Origin of the sequence: Actinomyces viscosus (assembly GCF_900637975.1) — a bacterium.
GTDB classification, from domain to species: Bacteria; Actinomycetota; Actinomycetes; order Actinomycetales; family Actinomycetaceae; genus Actinomyces; species Actinomyces viscosus.
In genome coordinates this window covers 3,053,081-3,073,285 of record NZ_LR134477.1, presented here as the reverse complement: position 1 = coordinate 3,073,285, position 20,205 = coordinate 3,053,081, and the positions used below count along the sequence as shown (strand labels likewise).

At 66.9% G+C, this 20,205-nt stretch carries 12 protein-coding genes and 3 rRNA genes; 5 read left to right on the top strand and 10 right to left on the bottom strand.

What is annotated here, in order from left to right:
• Positions 1 to 176: 176 nt before the first annotated feature.
• On the bottom strand, positions 177 to 1,103 hold the full coding sequence (locus EL340_RS13015; RefSeq protein ID WP_126414975.1) for a TatD family hydrolase: 927 nt from the start codon (positions 1,101 to 1,103) through the stop codon (positions 177 to 179).
• Positions 1,104 to 1,139: 36 nt separating this feature from the next.
• Positions 1,140 to 2,987 carry a methionine--tRNA ligase gene (gene metG / locus EL340_RS13010; protein ID WP_126414974.1) on the bottom strand — a complete coding sequence of 616 codons (1,848 nt, stop codon included), beginning with the start codon at positions 2,985 to 2,987 and terminating at the stop codon, positions 1,140 to 1,142.
• Positions 2,988 to 3,322: 335 nt separating this feature from the next.
• On the opposite strand from metG, the gene EL340_RS13005 reads away from it, so the two are divergent.
• The gene (locus EL340_RS13005) at positions 3,323 to 4,417 is read left to right on the top strand and encodes a hypothetical protein (protein ID WP_126414973.1); all 1,095 of its coding nucleotides are present in this window, start codon (positions 3,323 to 3,325) and stop codon (positions 4,415 to 4,417) included.
• Between the two features lie 166 nt (positions 4,418 to 4,583).
• On the opposite strand, the gene EL340_RS13000 is transcribed toward EL340_RS13005, so the two are convergent.
• Both EL340_RS13000 and rsmI read right to left on the bottom strand, forming a co-directional pair.
• On the bottom strand, positions 4,584 to 5,186 hold the full coding sequence (locus EL340_RS13000) for an isochorismatase family protein (protein ID WP_126414972.1): 603 nt from the start codon (positions 5,184 to 5,186) through the stop codon (positions 4,584 to 4,586).
• Positions 5,187 to 5,241: 55 nt separating this feature from the next.
• Positions 5,242 to 6,225 (bottom strand): 16S rRNA (cytidine(1402)-2'-O)-methyltransferase, encoded by a 984-nt coding sequence (gene rsmI / locus EL340_RS12995; RefSeq protein WP_126414971.1) that lies wholly within the window; start codon positions 6,223 to 6,225, stop codon positions 5,242 to 5,244.
• 53 nt (positions 6,226 to 6,278) lie between these two features.
• Here rsmI and EL340_RS12990 point away from each other — a divergent pair, with 53 nt between their 5' ends.
• Positions 6,279 to 8,471 carry a phospholipid carrier-dependent glycosyltransferase gene (locus EL340_RS12990; protein WP_126414970.1) on the top strand — a complete coding sequence of 731 codons (2,193 nt, stop codon included), beginning with the start codon at positions 6,279 to 6,281 and terminating at the stop codon, positions 8,469 to 8,471.
• A 55-nt stretch (positions 8,472 to 8,526) separates the two neighbouring features.
• Here EL340_RS12990 and EL340_RS12985 read toward each other — a convergent pair whose 3' ends face one another.
• Positions 8,527 to 9,534: a hypothetical protein gene (locus EL340_RS12985; protein WP_126414969.1), complete on the bottom strand. Its 1,008-nt coding sequence runs from the start codon at positions 9,532 to 9,534 to the stop codon at positions 8,527 to 8,529.
• Between the two features lie 84 nt (positions 9,535 to 9,618).
• Here EL340_RS12985 and EL340_RS12980 point away from each other — a divergent pair, with 84 nt between their 5' ends.
• Positions 9,619 to 10,224 (top strand): TetR/AcrR family transcriptional regulator, encoded by a 606-nt coding sequence (locus tag EL340_RS12980; RefSeq protein ID WP_232023090.1) that lies wholly within the window; start codon positions 9,619 to 9,621, stop codon positions 10,222 to 10,224.
• 59 nt (positions 10,225 to 10,283) lie between these two features.
• Here the strand turns inward: EL340_RS12980 and EL340_RS12975 are convergent, their stop codons facing one another.
• Entirely contained in the window at positions 10,284 to 10,964 is a 681-nt protein-coding gene (locus EL340_RS12975; RefSeq protein ID WP_126414968.1) for an NAD(P)-dependent oxidoreductase, read from the bottom strand.
• 11 nt (positions 10,965 to 10,975) lie between these two features.
• A complete protein-coding gene (locus EL340_RS12970) occupies positions 10,976 to 11,899 on the bottom strand; it encodes an EamA family transporter (protein WP_126414967.1) in 924 nt (307 codons plus the stop codon).
• A gap of 78 nt (positions 11,900 to 11,977) precedes the next feature.
• Between EL340_RS12970 and EL340_RS12965 the strand changes: the two genes are divergently transcribed.
• Both EL340_RS12965 and EL340_RS12960 read left to right on the top strand, forming a co-directional pair.
• Positions 11,978 to 12,859: a LysR family transcriptional regulator gene (locus EL340_RS12965; RefSeq protein ID WP_126414966.1), complete on the top strand. Its 882-nt coding sequence runs from the start codon at positions 11,978 to 11,980 to the stop codon at positions 12,857 to 12,859.
• 133 nt (positions 12,860 to 12,992) lie between these two features.
• The gene (locus EL340_RS12960) at positions 12,993 to 14,531 is read left to right on the top strand and encodes an IS1634 family transposase (protein WP_126413381.1); all 1,539 of its coding nucleotides are present in this window, start codon (positions 12,993 to 12,995) and stop codon (positions 14,529 to 14,531) included.
• Between the two features lie 116 nt (positions 14,532 to 14,647).
• Here EL340_RS12960 and rrf read toward each other — a convergent pair.
• The 3 genes from rrf to EL340_RS12945 form a co-directional block, all read right to left on the bottom strand.
• Positions 14,648 to 14,764: ribosomal RNA gene (gene rrf / locus EL340_RS12955) — 5S ribosomal RNA — on the bottom strand.
• A 173-nt stretch (positions 14,765 to 14,937) separates the two neighbouring features.
• A 23S ribosomal RNA gene (locus tag EL340_RS12950) occupies positions 14,938 to 18,129 on the bottom strand.
• Between the two features lie 401 nt (positions 18,130 to 18,530).
• Positions 18,531 to 20,071, bottom strand: a 16S ribosomal RNA gene (locus EL340_RS12945).
• The 16S, 23S and 5S rRNA genes sit together here, the layout of an rRNA operon.
• Between the last annotated feature and the right edge of the window lie 134 nt (positions 20,072 to 20,205).

Below are 20,205 nucleotides of genomic sequence, written 5' to 3'. Positions count from 1 at the left end.
GGAACGGCTCGTCCGGACAAATCCGGTCCCCACGCACCGTCCGCACCCTCTTTCCCAGGAGCCTGCTCACGCAGGTCGCACCCCGCAGGACGTCAGGGATCGGCTCTCGGCGCCTGGTCCCGCTCAGCAGCCCCGGGCAGCGTCACGCAGCTCTACCCCCGCCCCGCCGACGGCGATCACCAGCGTCCGTAGACCGCCTCGGTGGTGGCCTGCAGGCGCCGGCAGAGCCGCTCCTCGTCCAGTCCTCGCTGCTCGGCCAGGAAACGGACTGTGTCGCCCAGGAGGTAGGAGGCGTTGGGCCGTCCGCGCCAGCGCCGGGGAGGAAGGTAGGGCGCGTCGGTCTCCACCAGGAGGAGCTCGTCGGGCAGGACGGCGACCGCCTCCCGCAAGGGGCCGTTGGCCGGGTAGGTGATCGGACCCGCGATCGAGGCGTACCAGCCGCGCTCGGCGCAGGCGGCGGCCAGCTCCGGCCCGCCGGAGAAGCAGTGGAAGACGGTGCGCTCAGGGGCGCCGTCGGCCTCCAGCACCTCCACGCAGGCGGCGTGCGCGTCGCGGTCGTGGATCTGCAGCGGCAGGTCGAGCTCCTTGGCCAGGGCGATGTGGGCCCTCAAGGCCTCGCGCTGGACGGCGGCCCCCTTTTCACCGGTGCGGAAGAAATCCAGTCCGCTCTCCCCGACGGCGACGACGACATCGGCGTTCGCCCTGAGCGTCTCCTCCAGCCGAGCCATGACGGAGTCGAGCGGCTCGCGGTGGTGCGCCTGCGCGCGGGGCTCGAGCCCGTCGGGGCCGCTCTCGCGCACTCCGGCGTGGAGGACGGCCTCATTGGGGTGCACGGCCAGGGCTACGCGCACGCCCGGCAGCTGCCGGGCCAGGGACAGGCTCTCCTGCCAGGTGGTGACCTCGCAGGCGGAGGTCACCACGTGGGTGACGCCGACGGCGGCGGCGCGCTCGACCAGCTCGGCGGCGCTCAGCGGCGCCTCGGAACCGGGGCCGCCGGCGTCCGCGGCGACCGGCAGGTGCGTGTGGTTGTCGGTGACCGGGGCCGCCAGCGGCGCGACGGCGTCTGCCGGCGGCCAGGAGCGGTCGCGCTTCCTAGAGCTCATACGGACTCATGCAGGCTCATGCAGACTCATGCGGGTTCAGGCGCCGGTGACGTCGTCGGGCACGGAGTCGGCGTAGCGGGCCAGCTCGGCCTCGACGATCGACTCGTCCAGCTTGGTGAACACCGGGGTCGGCTTGGCCACGGGCGTTCCGACGACGACCGGGTGGCGCTCCCAGGTGGGGGCGCCCTCGTAGTCGCCGGTGATGATGGGGTAGCCGGTGCGGCCGTCGAAGGCCTCGGGCAGGCGCTCGGGGTCGAGCTCGTCGACCTCCTCGATGCGGGGCATCGGGGCGATCTCGCCGCTGCCGCCCAGGACCCGGTCGACGTCGTTGGCGGCGTGCGGCAGGAAGGGGGAGAGCATGAGGTTGAGGTCGGCGACGACCTGGGCCAGCGTGTGCAGGATGGTGGCCAGGCGGGCCTGGGTGTCGGGGTCCTCGCCCTTGAGCTTGAAGGGCTGGGTGTCGGCCACGTACTTGTTGGCCTCACCGACCAGCCGCATGGCCTCGCCCAAGGCCGCCTTCTGACGGTGCTGGGCGATGAGGTCGCCTACGGTGGTGAAGCCGGCCTCGACGGCGTCGAGCAGGGCCCGGTCGATGTCCTGGAGCTCCCCCGGCTCGGGGATCCGCCCGAAGCGCTTGTGGATCATAGAGGCGGTGCGGTTGACGAGGTTGCCCCAGCCGGCCACGAGCTCGCCGTTGGTGCGCCGCACGAACTCCGCCCAGGTGAAGTCCGCGTCCGCGGTCTCCGGGCCCGCCGCGCAGATGAAGTAGCGCAGGGCGTCGGCCTGGTAGCGCTCGAGGAAGTCGCGCACGTAGATGACGATGCCGTGGGAGGAGGAGAACTTCTTGCCCTCCATGGTCAGGAACTCGCTGGAGACGACCTCGGTGGGCAGGTTGAGCACGCCCAGGCGGCCGGGCTCACCGCCGCGGTCGCCCTGACCGTTGTAGCCCAGGAGCTCGGCGGGCCAGATCTGGGAGTGGAAGACGATGTTGTCCTTGCCCATGAAGTAGTAGGACAGGGCCTGCGGGTCGTTCCACCAGGCGCGCCACGCCTCGGGGTCACCGCTGCGGCGCGCCCACTCCACGGAGGCCGACAGGTAGCCGATGACGGCGTCGAACCAGACGTAGAGGCGCTTGGTGGGCTGGTCCTCCCAGCCGGGCACCGGGATGCCCCAGTCGATGTCGCGGGTCATGGCGCGCGGACGGATGTCCCCCAGCAGGTTCTGGGAGAACTTGATGACGTTGGGCCGCCAGGTCCCGGAGGCCTCGCGCTCGTCGAGCCAGGCGCCCAGGGCCTCGGCCAGGGCGGGAAGGTCCAGGAACCAGTGGGTGGTCTCCACGAACTCGGGGGTCTCGCCGTTGATCCGCGAGCGCGGGCTGATGAGGTCGGTGGGGTCGAGCTGGTTGCCGCAGGTGTCGCACTGGTCGCCGCGGGCGCCCTCGGTGCCGCAGATCGGGCAGGTGCCCTCGATGTAGCGGTCCGGCAGGGTGCGTCCCGTGGAGGGTGAGATCGCCGAACGGGTCACCTGCTGGACCATGTACCCGTTGTCCCGCACGGTGGTGAACATGTCCTGGACCACGTGGTAGTGGTTGCCGGCGGTGGTGCGGGTGAACAGGTCGTAGGACAGGCCCAGGGCCACGAGGTCCTCGACGATGAGCCGGTTGTTGCGGTCGGCGAGCTCGCGGGCGCTGACGCCCTCCTCGTCGGCGGCGACGAGGATCGGGGTGCCGTGCTCATCGGTGCCCGAGACCATGAGGACGTCGTGACCGGCCATGCGCATGTAGCGCGAGAAGACGTCTGAGGGAACACCGAAGCCGGCGACGTGGCCGATGTGACGCGGGCCGTTGGCGTACGGCCAGGCGACTGCGGACAGGATGTGGGTCATGGGGTCAGCCTATCCGGTTCCCGGCCGCTTCAGTCCCCACCGGTCTCATCGGCCGGCACCCAGCCGCTCGCGCCGCGGCCGGGGCGAGCGGGACCGCGTCCCGGTCACAGACCCCAGCCACAGGCTCAGCCGCGGGCTCAACCACTGACTCGGCCACTGACTCGGCCACTGACTCGGCCACGGCCTGCGAGGTCTCGCCGGCACCCGGTAGTCTGTCCCGAGTCATGCAGCACCCGCTCGTCGCTCGCCGTCTTGTCATGACCGGGCGACGCCCGTGATCATGACGTGTTCCCGCACGCCTCTGACATGGACACGATGGACCAGGAAGGCCAGTTATGTCCCAGTACCCCGGCTCCCCGTACCCCGGCTCCGCGCCCGACCCCCAGTACTCCCAGTACTCCGCGAGCTCAGCGGGCTGGCCGGCGAACGGGTACGACCCGGCCACGGCCGGCGGCCAGCCTTCGCAGTACCCATCGGCCGCGCCCTTCCAGGCGCCTGCGGAGGGCTACCCGGGGGCCGTGAGTCAGCCGACGCCGTCGAGGAGCCTCGCGGCCCCGACGGCCTTGGCGGCGGCCGGCCTCGCCATCGTCCTGCTCGCAGTCATCGGCGGGTTCGGCTCAGCGGTGACCCGCGGGCAGTTCAACGCCACCGTCACCAGCCTTCCGGACGACCAGGCCGCCACGGTGGAGCTGGACAAGGGCAGCAGCTACGGGCTCTTCTACAGCGACGGCGACGACGCGCCGGACTGCTCGGTCACCTCGCCCGACGGCGACGACGTCGCCACGAAGTCCACCTCGTCGTCCACGAAGGTCAAGGGCGGCAAGCTCTTCACGACGTTCTCCTCCAAGGAGTCGGGCTCCTACACCGTTGACTGCAACAACACGTCGGGGGTCTCCGTGGGGGAGATCGTCGCCCCGTCGTCGGCGAAGAGCACCTTGCTGTCACTGTTCGGGCTCGTCGGCTCGATCATCATCGCCGCCATCGGTATCGGCATGGGCGCCGGCGGCATGGCCTGGCGCTCCAAGCTGGCCGCATCAGCAGCGGCCTCCTCACCGGCTGCGGCAGGTGGGTCGTTCAACGCGATGGCCGGCGACCCGATGGCCGGGGCTGCGCCCGGGGCCCCGGGCGTCTACACGCAGGGAGCCTGGCAGGCGGGCCAGCAGGCTCAGGGCGGGCAGTACGCGCAGCAGCCCCAGTACCAGCAGCCCGAGCCGGTGGCCCAGCAGGCCCCCTACGCCGCCTCGGCGGCTGGAGCGGGAGCATCACCCCAGTACCCGCAGACGGCTCCGACCGCACAGTTCGGCTGGTCGGGCCAGCAACCGGCTCAGCAGCAGCCTCAGCCGGAGCAGCCGTCGGTGTTCACTCAGCCCGTGCAGCCGGGCCAGTACAACCAGCAGGGCCAGTACAACGGTGGTTGGCCGGCGCAGTAGCGCCCCGAGCCGCCCCGGTGACACCACGCGGGTGCCCTCGCCGAGCAAGGACTCGGCAAGGGCACCCGTGTGCTCATGACTCCGGGTTGATCCCAGGTCGGGTGGCGAAAGCCTGTCGGACGCCGCGGACGCACCTGAGAGGCAAGGCGGCCCGTGACGACGGTCCTCAGCGGGAGGGGGCCAGCTCGATGCCGGCGGCGCGCATGTCGGCCCGTGCGGCACGCCCCAGCTCGGGGCTGACCGGTTCAGTCAGGTCGGTCAGGACCCGTACCCGGTAGCCCTGCCGGGCGGCGTCCAGGGCCGTGTCCTTGACGCAGTGGGACTCGGCCAGGCCGACGACGTCGACGGCCTCGATCCTGGCGGCGCGCAGGATCTGCGCCAGGGTGCGCCCGTTGTCGTCGACGCCCTCGAAACCGGAGTAGGCGGCGGAGTACTGCCCCTTCTTGACGGCGGCGTCGGCGCTCAGGCCGTCCAGGGCGGGGTGCAGCCGGGCCTCGGGCGTGCCGGCCACCCCGTGGACGGGCCAGGTGTCGATGAAGTCGGGTTCGTGCGAGAAGTGCGCACCGGGGTCGATGTGCCAGTCCTGGGTGGTGACCACCAGGTCGTAGTCCTGCCTGCTGGAGGACAGGTGGGCGGCGATCCGCTCGGCAACGGCGTTGCCGCCGGCCACGGCCAGGGCTCCGCCCTCGCAGAAGGTGGGTTGGACGTCGACGACGATGAGGGCCCGGCGAGCGCGGGAACCCGGGCCGGTGGGCTGCTCGTTGCTCATGGCCCGACCATAGCCGGGCCTGCCGCTCCCGGGGCCTCGGTGGCCGAATCGCGGTTCAGGCGGTGGTCTCGCGCAGCTCCAGGGCGGCGCGGTAGACCTCGTTGGGGCGCAGGCCGTGCTCACCGGCCGTCCAGGCGGCCGCAGCCTTGAGACGCATGCCGGTCCCGGCCAGTGCCAGGGCCTCGCGCGCGGCGTCCTCGGGGCCGGCGGGGACGGGCTCGGCGCCGGCGACCACGAGGACCACCTCTCCCAGGACGCCGTCGGCGGTTCCCCGGGCGAGCTCGGCCAACGGGGCTCGTCGCACCTCCTCGTGGGTCTTGGTCAGCTCCCGGCACAGTGCCGCCGGGCGCTCACCGCCGAGGACCTCGGCCATGGCGGTCAGGGAGTCGTGGACGCGGCGGGGTGACTCCAGGAAGATCATGGTGCGCTCCTGGGTGGCCAGGGACTCCAGGGCTCGGCGCCGCTCCCCCGGTTTGCGGGGCAGGAAGCCCTCGAAGCAGAAGCGGTCGGAGGCCAGGCCGGACAGGGCCAGGGCGGTCAGGACCGCGGACGGCCCCGGGGCGACGGTGACGGGCACCCGGGCCCGGACGGCGGCCTGGACGAGCCGGTAGCCGGGGTCGGAGACCGACGGCATGCCGGCGTCGGAGACGACCAGGACGCGCTGGCCGGCGCGGGCGGCATCGAGCAGCTCGGGGGCGCGGTCGCGCTCGTTGTGCTCGTGGAGGGCGATGATGCGCCCGTGGGGCTCGACGTCGAGGCGTTGGGCCAATGCGCGCAGCCTGCGGGTGTCCTCAGCGGCGATGAGATCGGCCTGCTCCAGGCCACGGCGCAGCCGGAGGGAGCCGTCGGAGACGTTGCCGATCGGGGTGGCGGCCAGGGTGATGGTGCCGCCGCGCAGGTCAGGGCTGTGGGCGACGAGCTCGTCAGCCGCGCCGGCGGCAGGGTCGGCGACGTCGTCGGCCCGGCCACCGTGGGCGGACCCGTCATCGCGGCCGTTGTCGACGGCCGGGTCCTGTGCGGGCGGGATACTCTCGGTCATAGGACACAGTATGTCGCTGCGATCTCGATGGCGCCGCCGCCTAGACTCGAGGCGTGACGACTCCGAGCGCGCTGTCTCCCGAACAGTCCCCCGAGCAGTCCCGTGGCGGTTCCGCGGACCCGTCCACGGAGCAGGAACGACCGACACCGGGACAGGAACCCGACCCGATACAGGCTCAGGCGCCGCATACCGCGCCGGCTGATGCCGCTGGCGGCAGTGCCGACACCGGCGGCAGTACCGGCGCCGTCGGTACGGGGAACGACGAGACCGGCAGCGGCACCGATCATGAGGTGCGCAGCGAGAACGAGCTGCGCGCCCTGCTCGGGCTCGGCCCGGTGGGCTGGGTCGAGCCCCGCGCCGTCAGGATCCGCGGCTGGATCGCCACCGGCGCCGTCGGCGTCATCGCCGCCCTGCTGCGCCTCGTCGGACTGAGCCACCCCAAGACACTCATGTTCGATGAGATCTACTACGTCAAGGACGCCTACGCCTTGTGGCACCTGGGCTACGAGGCGAACTGGGCGGCGAACTCCGATGCGGCCTTCGCCTCCGGGGACTTCTCCGGCATGTCCACCCAGGCCGCCTACGTCGTTCATCCTCAGCTGGGCAAGTGGCTCATCGGTGCCGGCATGGAGCTCTTCGGGCCGTCGTCGTCCTTCGGCTGGCGCGTCATGCCGGCCGTCGCCGGGATCCTCACGGTCATGCTGCTGGCGCGCCTGACGATGCGGCTGACCCGCTCCCCGCTGCTGGCGGGCCTGGCCGGGCTGTTCCTGGCGATCGACGGCGTGGCGCTGACCGAGTCCCGCATCGGCCTGCTGGACGTGTTCATCGGGTTCTTCGCCACCTTGTCCCTGTACTTCCTGGTGCGCGACCGGCAGTGGTCGCGGGCGAGGCTGGCCCGCAGGATGGCGTGGACGAGTCCCGGGGCGAGGCCGCCGCACGCCACGATCCGCCCCTGGCTGCTGGCCACCGGCGTCGCCCTGGGGCTGACCTGCTCCATCAAGTGGTCGGGGCTCTACCTCGTCGCGGTTGTGGGCGTCGTCGTCGTCGTGTGGGACACCCTGGCGCTGCGGCGGGTAGGGGCGCGGGCCTGGTTCCTGGAGGGGACGGTCGCCCAGGGGGTGAGCGACTTCCTGCAGACGGTGCCCGTGGCAGCCGCGGTCTACGTCGGGTGCTGGTGGTCCTGGTTCATTCACCCCCGCGCCTACAAGCACGGCTGGGCGCTCGAGCAGATCGAGAATCACCAGCCGGTTCCCTTCCCGTCGCTGCCCCACAGCATCAACGACTTCATCGCCTACCACCAGCAGATGTACGAGTTCCACGTCGGTCTGGCCTCGCCGCACACCTACCAGTCGAAGCCCTACGGCTGGCTGCTGCAGACCCGGCCGACCTCCTTCTACTGGGAGGACAAGGCCCAGGTGCCGCAGACCTGCTGGGGCGGGGACTGCATCCAGGCGATCACCTCGATCGGCAACATCGTCATCTGGTGGTCCGCCGTGGTGGCACTGGCGGCCATCATCATTCTCGGGGTCAGGAACCGCGACTGGCGGGCGTGGGCGCCCCTCATCGGCTACCTGGGCCTGTACGTGCCGTGGTTCCAGTACCGGGACCGGACGATCTTCACCTTCTACACGGTGGCCTTCGTCCCCTGCGTCGTGCTCGTCCTCGTGCTGGCGCTGGGCATGGCCGCGGGCCTGGTGCCGCCGCTGCCGGGGTCCAAGGTGGCCCAGGCGCAGGTGGCGGCCCTGAGGAACGGGCAGATCGGCGCGGGCGTGCGGCCCTGGCGCGGCGTGGGCGCCAGGTTCCTGGGCTTCGGCCCGCAGTTCGGGCGCACGCCGACGTGGACGCCGCCGGTGGTGGAGACCGACCCGGGCATGTACCGCATCAGCACGCAGGCGGGCGATGCCCCCGCCGAGGGCGAGAGCGATGCGCCCGACGACGACGTCGGCACCGGATCCCGAGCCGACCAGGCCGACGCGGCGCAGGCCATGGCCGAGCTGACCGGCTACCCCGCGCCGGACTCCCCCGGCGGCCAGAGCCGTGGAGACGGTCACCGCACCCGGTGGCGGGGCCTGGCGAGCTGGACGATGGTTCCTACCTGGCAGATCCGCAGCGAGGGCATCGCCCTCATCATCGTGGTCACGATGCTGGCCTGCGCCGCCTCGGCCTTCTGGTGGCCGATCTGGACCGGTCAGAACGTCTCACGCACCTTCTGGCTCTACCACATGTTCCTGTCGTCCTGGATCTGAGCCGGGACAGCAGGCCTCGCCGACCCGCCGAAGGACCGGGTGCGCGCCTCCAGGATCAAGCGCGGCGAGACTGCACTCGCCGGCGGTCGACGATGGTCAGCAGTCCGATACCGGCCACGATCCACGCGAGCGGGACGATATAGCCCCACTGCGTCCCCGCGCCGCTGAAGTAGGCCCGGTCCAGGACGGCGCGCACGACGTTCCCGGTGGGGATCAACCTGCTGATGACCTGATAGGGCCGAGTCAGGAACGGCATCGGCAGGATCCCGGTGGCTGTGGCGTTGCCCAGCGTCACAAACAGCACCGCCGTCACCACCTGGCCCAGAGGACCGACCAGGTCGAGCAGAGCAGAACCCGTCGTCACCGCGGACAGGCACAGGAGCGAGACCATTGGCCAGCTGCTCCAGAAGGTACCCGACGCGATACCGAACCAGGGATCAAGCATGAGAGACACCAACAGGCCTGCGACGGCGGACACGCCGACCATGATCGCCAGCCTGGCCCGCAGCGACAGCCCGACCTGGGAGGCGACGGAGGACAGGGCCTGCGAGAGCACGAAACCGGTCAGCGCCGTACCGAATACCGCGAAGAACACGCTGCGGCCCGGTGACGCGTTGGCGGCCACGCCCGGGGTCGTGTTGGTAATCCGAAGCGTCATCCCCGATCGCTCCGAGACTCGCTCAGCAACCGGCTGCATGTAGGCCAGCACGGAGCTCCCATCGACACTGGTGTGGGCCAGCTCCACGCTCCGACTCTCCGCATCGACCGTGATGACGCCGTAGACCTCGTGGCGCGAGAGGCGATCGAGCCCCTCCTGACGATGAGTCACCGGAATCAGCCGGTATCCGTCTCCCACCGCATCCTGCAGGTGCGTCGAGTCCGTACCCGCGACGGCCACGGGTAGGCGGTGCGGCGTCGGGGCGTTGAAGACCTCGATGTAGAAGTAGCTGAAGAGCGCTCCAGTCAGCAGGGCGGACAGGGCGACGGTGAGCACCGCCCGGACAACCACCGCGCGCGGAACGAGACGGGTATCGGCCGAGGCCTCGGCAGGCGAGGAAGACATGCGAACCTCCTGTAGTCATTGAGTGATAACCAGAGGAGGTTATCACTCAATGACTACAAACGTCATGGCGACTAGACTGTCCTCATGAAGGAGTCACCCGTATCCAGCACGACGCCAAGGACATCGGGCCGCGACCGCATCCTGGCTGCAGCGCTGCACCTGTTCAGCAGATACGGGTTCTCTCGCATCACCACTGACCGCATCGCCCGCGAGGCCGGCGTCAGTCAGGCGTACGTCGTGCGCGCCTTCGGCTCCAAGACCAAGCTGATCCGGATCCTGTGCGAGCAGGCCTCCACCCACATTGAGGAGCTGTTCCGTGACACCGCTCCCCTCAGCGACCCGGGCCAGCGCAAGGAGTTCAGCCGGCGGTTCCAGGACCTGGCCTTCACCTCCGATGAGCTCAGGCTCCTGGCCCAGCTGTTCGTCTGCGGCACTGATGACAGGCTCGGCCCTCTCGCGCGGGACGGATTCGCTCGGGTCAGCCACCTGCTGCACGACGACCTGGGTATTCCGCGCGATGAGACCCGGAGCATTCTCGCGATCGGGATGCTGGCGACGACGTTGTCCGCCCTGGACTACGACCGGCCGGCCGATCCTCTCATCGAGTACCTCTTCACGGGAGAGAACGCCGCCTCGGACGACTCCGGCGACTCCGGCGACTCTGCCGCCGGAGTCCGTCGTCCGTCGTAGTCCACGCCACGGCCTCAAGCTGCTGCCGCAGATGGCGCACGTGCCCACGACGGACCCATTCAGTCCGTCTCCCCTCCTGCTGTTCCGACCGCCGTCGCCTCGGGCACGGAGGCGATGACGGTGAAGTGCTGCTCGCCGCCGGGCCGCTCCAGCTCGTCGACGACGGCGCAGGCAAGATCCTCGGGGCTGATCCGGGACTGGCCCTGATCGTCGACGAGAAGCATCGTGGTTCCGCGCCGGTAGGAACCGGTACTGGCTCCGGGCCCGAAGAGTGCCGGAGGGCTGAGATAGACCCACCCCTGGTACTCGTGCGTCTGGCAGGCGCGCAGCTGCGTGAGGCTGGCCTGCGCCACCTGTCGCCATGCTGGCGGCACAACGGCCAGGTCATCGACGACGAGGGTGCCGGGTCGGGTAGGCGAGCTCAGTGGGGCGGCACCACCGATGATGAGCAGTGGCGTTCCGCTTCTCGATGCGGCTTCCAGGACACCCCTTGTCAGCTCAGCCAGATCATTCTCGCGACCAGGAGGAGTACGCAGGGAAACAACAGCGGCGTCGCACGCCTTCAGGAGGCTTTCGACGGCGTCGACGTCGGTCACGTCCAGCAGGCAGGGAGTGAGATGGCTGCCGCCCTGAAGGCGACGCCGCCGGGATACGGCCGTCACGTCATGACCGCGACGCGCTGCCTCGTTGGCAACGGCGGCGCCGGCCATGCCGGTGGCTCCGAGCACGACGATTCTCATGAGAAGTCCTTTCAAGAGGAGCGCGGGGAGGACGCAGGAAGCTGCCCCGCAGTCATGGCGGTCAGGGCGGTGGCGAACCCCAGGAGCTGAAGGGCAGTAAGCACCTCGCCGGCCACGGCGATCCCGAGAAGAGCAGCCGTCAGTGGCGAGAGCAGGCCCAGCAGCGCCGTCGGCGTCACCGGTAGTCGGCGGACGCCTTCGAACCAGACGACGTAGGCGGCCAGTCCTCCCACCAGTCCGAGCCAGCCGTATCCCGCGACCGCGACAGTATCGATAGCCTGCGGAATCCCGTCGACAAGCAGTGCGGGGACGGCGAGGAGTAGCCCGGCGCCGGTCAGCTGCCAGCCGGCCAGGCTGAGGACGCCGGCACCGTCGGGACGGCCCCAGCGTTTGGTGAGCACGACCCCCAGCCCCATGGAGACGGATCCGCCGAGGCCCGCCGCCACTCCGAGAGCGTCAAGCTCAGCCTGCGGTCCCAGCACCACCAGTGCCACGCCGACGACGCCGATCGCCGCCCACCCCAGTCTGCGCGCCGACGGACGCTCCCCCAGGACGACGACGGCGAGGATGGCGACGACGATCGGCTGCGCAGCTCCAAGCGTCGCAGCCACGCCACCGGGCAGGCGCTGCGCGGCGACGAAGAGCAGCGGGAAGAAGCAGGCCATGTTGAGAGCGCCGAGCACGAGGCTTCTCCACCACCAGCCGCCTCGCGGCAGCTGCCGCGCAACCAGGAGTGCAAGAACACCGGCGGGCAGCGTCCTCATGAAGGCGGCGAAGACCGGGTGGTCCGAAGGCAACGCGCGGGTGGTGACGATGTATGTCGTGCCCCACACCACCGGTGCGAGGGCTGTCAGGACGATCCAGCCGGTGCGCTGACGGGTGCTGAATCCGGTGGGCCTGCACCCGGTGGACTGGGCGCCCTGAATCGTCGTCATGACTTCAGGCTGCCTGCTGCGCAGCCATGTGTCGATGACATAGATGTGATGGGAGCGATGCGCCAGTAGCATTGATACATGGAGCTTCAGCAGATGCGCTATGCCGTGGCCATTGCCGAGGAGAAGAGCTTCACTCGTGCGGCTGAGCGCTGCTTCGTGGTGCAGTCGGCGCTGAGTCGGCAGATCAAGGCATTGGAGAGCGAGCTTGGCGTCACGGTCTTCGCACGGACCAGCCGGAGAGTGACGGTGACTCCTGCTGGGGAGGCGTTCCTGGCGCAGGCGCGCCTGTGCCTGGCGGCGGCCGAACGGGCCGGAGCCGATGCCGCTGCCGCCCAGGGCACCGTGAGGGGCCCACTGAGGGTGGGGGTGATACCAACAGTGACGGCCGTGGACGTCGCTGCGACCCTGGGCACCTTTCATCGCCGGTACCCGGACGTGAAAGTGCTTGTCCGCAGTGGTGGCAGTGACCGTTTCCTGGAGCAGATCAGTGGCGGGCAACTCGATGCCGCCTTTCTCGGCCTTGCCGAGGAGGTGACCCCCATCGACGTGCACGCACACCGGCTCGCGAGGGAACGGCTGGTGGCGATACTTCCTGCGGACCATCAGCTGGCAGGACGACGTCGTCTTCACCTTGACGATCTTGCTGACGAGCCCTTCGTGGACTTTCCCGCCGGTTCGTCGGGACGGGAGCAGTCGGACCTGGCCTTCCGCAGAGCCGGCCTTCGGCGTGAGGTCGGCTTTGAGGTGACCGATGCGGAGCTGTTGATCGGTTTGGTGAGGCAGGGACTGGCAGTTGGGTTCCTGGCGCCCAGCATTGCCCGGAAGGTGCCGGGCTGTGCTTTCGTGGACGTGAGTGACGGACCCGTGCGGGTGGAGTACCTGGCGTGGGACTCGTTCAATCCGAGCCCTGCTGCGCGGGCGTTCGTCGAATCGGTGGTGAGCAACAAGGCGGGGCGCTGAATAGAGGCGGCCTCCGGCGTGCAACTGCTGAGACCTGACTTGGCTCATTGCGGGGTGGTTGGGTCGCTGGGGGTGTGGTTGTGGTTGGGATTGTGCGGGTTGCGTGGGTGGGGGTGCGCACTAACGTGGGGGTATGAGTCCGTACGTTCGCGCGGTCAGGACGGCGTCGGGGGCCCGTGCGGTGCAGATCGTGTACTCCTCCCGCAAAGGAGCCCGCAGCATCGAGCACATCGGCTCAGCCCATGACGATGCTGAGCTGGCGGCGCTTAAGGAGGTCGCCAGGCAGCGTCTCAACGCTGGCCAGCTCGGCCTTGACCTGCCGGGCCTGAACGGTGCGGACGTCGGGGGAAAGGGACCGCAGGCGCTGGCTGGGGCCGGGCGCGTAGCGCCGATCACCTCCAACCGGATGGGAGTGCTCCTGGAGACGCTGGAAGCGGCTTGGAAGGCAGTGGGCCTGGACGGGCTCGGTGGTGCTGACGAGGTCTTCCGCCAGCTCGTTACCGCCAGGCTGATCGAGCCGACCAGCAAGCAGGACTCCCTGCGGGTCCTGGCCGAGGCAGGTCTGACGCCGGTGTCCTACGCCACGGTCAAGCGTCATCTGCCCCGCTACGCCGCTGAGGAGTTCACCCGGGGCCTGTCGCGCCTGCTGGCCGGACGCGCCCGCATCGACCGGGCCTCGCTGGTCCTGTTCGACGTGACGACCCTGTACTTCGAGACCGACAAGGCCGACGGTTTCCGCGAGCCAGGCTTCTCGAAGGAAAGACGCCTGGAGCCGCAGATCACGGTAGGGCTGCTCACCGACGAGACCGGGTTCCCTCTACGGGCCGAGGCCTTTGAGGGCAACAAGGCCGAGACCGCCACCATGATCCCGACGATCAACGACTTCATGAACGCCTACAACCTCGACGACGTGGTGGTCGTCGCCGACGCCGGGATGATCGGCGCCGCCAACAAGCAGGCCCTGGAGGCAGCCGGCCTGTCTTACGTGCTGGGCTCACGCACCTCACGCGTCCCCCACGTGATCAGCTCCTGGCACGACAGCCACCCCGACCAGGACGTCCCCGACGGGCTGACCCTGACCCAGCCCTGGCCCGCCGGAGCCAGCGACCAGCGCCGTGACGAGACCATCTGCTACCGCTACAGCGCCGACAGGGCCCGACGCACGCTACACGGGATCGACACCCAGGTCGCCAAGGCCGAGAAAGCCGTCGCAGGAAAGATCCCCGTCAAACGCAACCGCTTCGTGCACCTGTCCGGCGCCACCAGGAGCATCAACCGCGACCTGGAGACACGGGCCCGGACCCTGGCCGGGTGGAAGGGATACGTCACCAACCTGCCCAACCCCGACCCCGAGACGGTCATCGGTGCCTACCACCGCCTGTACAACATCGAGAAGTCCTTCCGCATGTCCAAGTCCGACCTGAGAGCACGCCCCATCTACCACCACCTGCGCCAGTCCATCGAGGCCCACCTGACCATCGTCACCGCCGCCCTGGCCATGGCCCGATGGCTGGAGAACACCACCGGCTGGTCCATCAGACGCCTGATCACCACCGCCCGCCGCTACCGCACCATCACCATCAACATCACCGGACACACCCTCACAGCCGCCGACCCACTCCCACCCGACCTCATCCAAGCCCTCAACAACATCCACCACGACACTAAATGAGCCAACTCAGGGAATAGAGGCGGCCTCCGGCGTGCAACTGCTGAGAGCAGCCATAAACAACGACGCGGGGCTTATGAGATCCGGGATGGATCTCATAAGCCCCGCGGGTGGTGTGTGCTCGGTGGTGTCCTACTCTCCCGCACCCTGGCGGGTGCAGTACCATCGGCGCTGTCAGGCTTAGCTTCCGGGTTCGGGATGGGTCCGGGCGTGTCCCTGTCGCTGTGACAACCGAGACGACTGGTTAGGCAGTGCAGGAACCGTCGCCATACGTGTGTGGTGTGCTCTATTCACGGTTGTGGCTGGCTGCCGGCCGGGTTGGGTTGGTTGTGGACCGTATAGTGGACGCTTCCGCACCTGTGTGCACCCCCCCCTTCTCGCCACCAAGGGTTTGATGGTTGTGGTGGGGGTTGTTGTTTGTGTTGGCCTATTAGTACCAGTCAGCTCCAACCGTTACCGGTCTTCCACTTCTGGCCTATCAACCCAGTAGTCTGCTGGGGGCCTACCAACAACACCGGAGTGTCGTTGTGGAGACCTTATCTTGAAGATGGTTTCCCGCTTAGATGCTTTCAGCGGTTACCCTTCCCGAACGTAGCCAACCAGCCGTGCCCCGGGCGGGACAACTGGCACACCAGAGGTTCGTCCGTCCCGGTCCTCTCGTACTAGGGACAGGCCTTCTCAAGTCTCCTGCGCGCGCAGAGGATAGGGACCGAACTGTCTCACGACGTTCTAAACCCAGCTCGCGTACCGCTTTAATGGGCGAACAGCCCAACCCTTGGGACCTGCTCCAGCCCCAGGATGCGACGAGCCGACATCGAGGTGCCAAACCATGCCGTCGATATGGACTCTTGGGCAGGATCAGCCTGTTATCCCCGGGGTACCTTTTATCCGTTGAGCGACGACCCACCCACACGGGATCGCCGGATCACTAGTTCCTACTTTCGTACCTGCTCGACCCGTCGGTCTCACAGTCAAGCTCCCTTGTGCACTTGCACTCAACACCTGGTTGCCGACCAGGCTGAGGGAACCTTTGAGCGCCTCCGTTACACTTTAGGAGGCAACCGCCCCAGTTAAACTACCCACCAGGCACTGTCCCTAACCCGGATCACGGGCCCAGGTTCAGGCGCACGCCATAACCAGAGTGGTATTTCAAGGACGACTCCACCACCACTGGCGTGACGGCTTCACAGTCTCCCACCTATCCTGCACAAGCTATAGCGGGCGCCAATACCAAGCTGTAGTAAAGGTCCCGGGGTCTTTCCGTCCTTCTGCGCGAAACGAGCATCTTTACTCGTACTGCAATTTCGCCGAGCTCATGGTTGAGACAGCGGGGAAGTCGTTACGCCATTCGTGCAGGTCGGAACTTACCCGACAAGGAATTTCGCTACCTTAGGATGGTTATAGTTACCACCGCCGTTTACTGGGGCTTAAATTCACCACTTCACCCCGAAGGGTTGATGGTTCCTCTTAACCTTCCAGCACCGGGCAGGCGTCAGTCCGTATACATCGCCTTACGGCTTCGCACGGACCTGTGTTTTTAGTAAACAGTCGCTTCCCCCTGGTCTCTGCGACCCACCCCCCTAGCCCGCGACGGGGCTTCAGGGAATCGGGCCCCCCTTCTCCCGAAGTTACGGGGGCATTTTGCCGAGTTCCTTAACCATGATTCACTCGTGCGCCTAGGCATACTCTGCCCGACCACCTGTGTCGGTTTAGGGTACGGGCGGCTGGCACCATCGCGTCGAGGCTTTTCTCGGCACCCCAGGATCACCCTGCTATCCCCCACCAGCGTGGGGTCACCATCACGCCTCACCCTCACCCAACCAAATGGGTCGTCACCCCGGATTTACCTGGAGGACGGGCTGCGCGCTTGAACGGACCAAGCCATCAGGTCCGCCGGGCTACCACTGTGCGTCACCCCTGTTAACACGCTTGCCTACCTGCACGGAGGATCCCCAGACCCCACCACCACAACCCCCACCAGGTCCGAAGACCCGAGTTGAGGGCTTACGTGGTGGCTGGGCGTGGGTTAGCACCCGCGCGTCAGCATGGGCGGTGCTTCGCCGGTACGGGAATATCAACCCGTCATCCATCGACTACGCCTGTCGGCCTCGCCTTAGGTCCCGACTCACCCAGGGCGGACTAGCCTGGCCCTGGAACCCTTGGTCATTCGGCGCTAGGGCTTCTCACCCTAGTATCGCTACTCATGCCTGCATTCTCACTCCCGCACCGTCCACGCCCGGTCACCCAGACGCTTCCCCCGGTGCAGGACGCTCCCCTACCACCCACAGCCCCTGCCACCACACGCGCAACGGCGCACGGTGAAGGGAGCAACGCTGTGGGTCCGCGGCTTCGGCGGTGTACTTGAGCCCCGCTACATTGTCGGCGCACGATCACTTGACCAGTGAGCTATTACGCACTCTTTCAAGGATGGCTGCTTCTAAGCCAACCTCCTGGTTGTCTGCGCGACCGCACATCCTTTCCCACTTAGCACACGCTTAGGGGCCTTAGCCGGCGATCTGGGCTGTTTCCCTCTCGACCACGGAGCTTATCCCCCGCAGTCTCACTGCCACGCTCACACCCTGACGGCATTCGGAGTTTGGTTGACGTCAGTAACCCTGTGGGGCCCATCAGCCACCCAGTAGCTCTACCTCCGCCGGGCAACACGCAACGCTGCACCTAAATGCATTTCGGGGAGAACCAGCTATCACGGAGTTTGATTGGCCTTTCACCCCTACCCACAGCTCATCCCCCCAGTTTTCAACCTAGGTGGGTTCGGTCCTCCACACGCTCTTACACGTGCTTCAACCTGGCCATGGGTAGATCACCCCGCTTCGGGTCCAGAACGCGCCACTACAACAACGCCCTATTCGGACTCGCTCTCGCTACGGCTACCCCACACGGGTTAACCTCGCGACACGCCACTGACTCGCAGGCTCATTCTTCAAAAGGCACGCCACCACCCCCACACACCAAAGCATGCAGAAGGCTCTGACGGCTTGCAAGCGCCCGGTTTCAGGTACTATTTCACTCCCCTCCCGGGGTACTTTTCACCATTCCCTCACGGTACTATCCACTATCGGTCATCAGGAGGTATTCAGGCAGCCAAGTGGTCTTGGCAGATTCACACAGGATTCCACGAGCCCCGTGCTACTCGGGCACCATCCCAGACACGCACCAACCAGTTACACCTACGGGGGTATCACCCACTACGCCACGCCTTCCCAGACGTTTCAGCTACCAGCCAGCACACGCGCCCCGCCTCCGGCAGAAGACGACAGAACAGCCCCACAACCCCGCACACGCAACCCCTGCCGAGTATCACACGCACACGGTTTAACCATCATCCGCTTTCGCTCGCCACTACTCACGGAATATCTTCTCCTACGGGTACTAAGATGTTTCACTTCCCCGCGTCACCCCCCACACCCTATACAATTCAGATGCAGGTGACACGACATAACTCGTGCCGGGTCCCCCCATTCGGAAACCCTCGGATCACAGCCCGCCAGCCGGCTCCCCGAGGAATATCGCAGGCCACCACGTCCTTCATCGGCCCCTGATGCCAAGGCATCCACCGAACGCTCAACAAAAACAAACAACAAGAACCACAACAACACACAAACACACACGACCCACACAAGACCATGCGCATCCACGCGCTTGTCGCAGAAAACACTTACAGTAAGATGCTCGCGTCCACTATACAGTTCACAACCAACCCACCCACACCCACAAGACCCACCAGCAACAAACCAGCAGACCCTACAGGCCAGGCAACCAGGGCGCACTGCCCCAGAACCCCGACAGCATGCCACCCCCACACACACGCACACCAAGCACGCACACGCAGGGGCACCCACCCAGACCAACCAGCCCAGGCAGGCGTGTTCCTTACACCATCATCTTCCCCACGGCACCCAGCACCCCAGCCACCCCCACAAGAACAAAAGGGGTGAAACAAACCAGGACACCAGGGGCGCCGCAAGCACAATCAATCCCTAGAAAGGAGGTGATCCAGCCGCACCTTCCGGTACGGCTACCTTGTTACGACTTCGTCCCAATCACCAGCCCCACCTTCGACCGCTCCCCATAGGGCCACGGGCTTCGGGTGTTGCCGACTTTCATGACGTGACGGGCGGTGTGTACAAGGCCCGAGAACGTATTCACCGCAGCGTTGCTGATCTGCGATTACTAGCGACTCCAACTTCACGGTGTCGAGTTGCAGACACCGATCCGAACTGAGACCGGCTTTAAGGGATTCGCTCCACCTCACAGTATCGCAGCCCTCTGTACCGGCCATTGTAGCATGCGTGAAGCCCAAGACATAAGGGGCATGATGATTTGACGTCATCCCCACCTTCCTCCGAGTTGACCCCGGCAGTCTCCCGCGAGTCCCCACCACAACGTGCTGGCAACACGAGACAAGGGTTGCGCTCGTTGCGGGACTTAACCCAACATCTCACGACACGAGCTGACGACAACCATGCACCACCTGTGAACCAGCCCCCAAAGGAGGAAACCCCGTCTCCAGGACCATCCGGCACATGTCAAGCCTTGGTAAGGTTCTTCGCGTTGCATCGAATTAATCCGCATGCTCCGCCGCTTGTGCGGGCCCCCGTCAATTCCTTTGAGTTTTAGCCTTGCGGCCGTACTCCCCAGGCGGGGCACTTAATGCGTTAGCTACGGCGCGGAAGACCCGGAAAAGGCCCCCCACACCTAGTGCCCAACGTTTACGGCGTGGACTACCAGGGTATCTAATCCTGTTCGCTCCCCACGCTTTCGCTCCTCAGCGTCAGTAACGGCCCAGAGACCCGCCTTCGCCACCGGTGTTCTTCCTGATATCTGCGCATTCCACCGCTACACCAGGAGTTCCAGTCTCCCCTACCGCACTCAAGCCGGCCCGTACCCACCGCAAGCCCCCAGTTAAGCCAGAGGATTTCACGACAGACGCGACCAGCCGCCTACGAGCTCTTTACGCCCAATAATTCCGGACAACGCTCGCGCCCTACGTATTACCGCGGCTGCTGGCACGTAGTTAGCCGGCGCTTCTTATCCAGCTACCGTCAACCCACCCACAAGGAGCAGGCCTGCTTCACTGGCGAAAGAGGTTCACAACCCGAAGGCCTCCATCCCTCACGCGGCGTCGCTGCATCAGGCTTGCGCCCATTGTGCAATATTCCCCACTGCTGCCTCCCGTAGGAGTCTGGGCCGTGTCTCAGTCCCAGTGTGACCGTCCACCCTCTCAGGCCGGCTACCCGTCACCGCCTTGGTAGGCCATCACCCCACCAACAAGCTGATAGGCCGCGAGCCCATCCCCCACCGGAACAAACCTTTCCCAGGCCCACCATGCGACAGACCCAGAATATCCCGTATTAGCCACACTTTCATGCGGTTATCCAGAAGAAGGGGGCAGGTTACTCACGTGTTACTCACCCGTTCGCCACTCATCCAGAACCAGCAAGCTGGCTCCTTCACCGTTCGACTTGCATGTGTTAAGCACGCCGCCAGCGTTCGTCCTGAGCCAGGATCAAACTCTCCAAACAAAACCAACAAAAAAGGCACCCCAAGCCAACCACCAAACAAGGCAGCCAACCAGAACACCAACAGTCAGCACACAGTCCAGAAAACCAGACCAGGCCCAACCCAACCCCCCACACAGAAGAGCCAGGCAAACCAA

Bases quoted from the DNA above. Each gene is read 5' to 3' on its own strand.
- EL340_RS13015 (WP_126414975.1), bottom strand. From the start codon at position 1,103: ATGAGCTCTAGGAAGCGCGACCGCTCCTGGCCGCCGGCAGACGCCGTC.
- metG (WP_126414974.1), bottom strand. From the start codon at position 2,987: ATGACCCACATCCTGTCCGCAGTCGCCTGGCCGTACGCCAACGGCCCG.
- EL340_RS13005 (WP_126414973.1), top strand. From the start codon at position 3,323: ATGTCCCAGTACCCCGGCTCCCCGTACCCCGGCTCCGCGCCCGACCCC.
- EL340_RS13000 (WP_126414972.1), bottom strand. From the start codon at position 5,186: ATGAGCAACGAGCAGCCCACCGGCCCGGGTTCCCGCGCTCGCCGGGCC.
- rsmI (WP_126414971.1), bottom strand. From the start codon at position 6,225: ATGACCGAGAGTATCCCGCCCGCACAGGACCCGGCCGTCGACAACGGC.
- EL340_RS12985 (WP_126414969.1), bottom strand. From the start codon at position 9,534: ATGTCTTCCTCGCCTGCCGAGGCCTCGGCCGATACCCGTCTCGTTCCG.
- EL340_RS12980 (WP_232023090.1), top strand. From the start codon at position 9,619: ATGAAGGAGTCACCCGTATCCAGCACGACGCCAAGGACATCGGGCCGC.
- EL340_RS12975 (WP_126414968.1), bottom strand. From the start codon at position 10,964: ATGAGAATCGTCGTGCTCGGAGCCACCGGCATGGCCGGCGCCGCCGTT.
- EL340_RS12970 (WP_126414967.1), bottom strand. From the start codon at position 11,899: ATGACGACGATTCAGGGCGCCCAGTCCACCGGGTGCAGGCCCACCGGA.
- EL340_RS12965 (WP_126414966.1), top strand. From the start codon at position 11,978: ATGGAGCTTCAGCAGATGCGCTATGCCGTGGCCATTGCCGAGGAGAAG.
- EL340_RS12960 (WP_126413381.1), top strand. From the start codon at position 12,993: ATGAGTCCGTACGTTCGCGCGGTCAGGACGGCGTCGGGGGCCCGTGCG.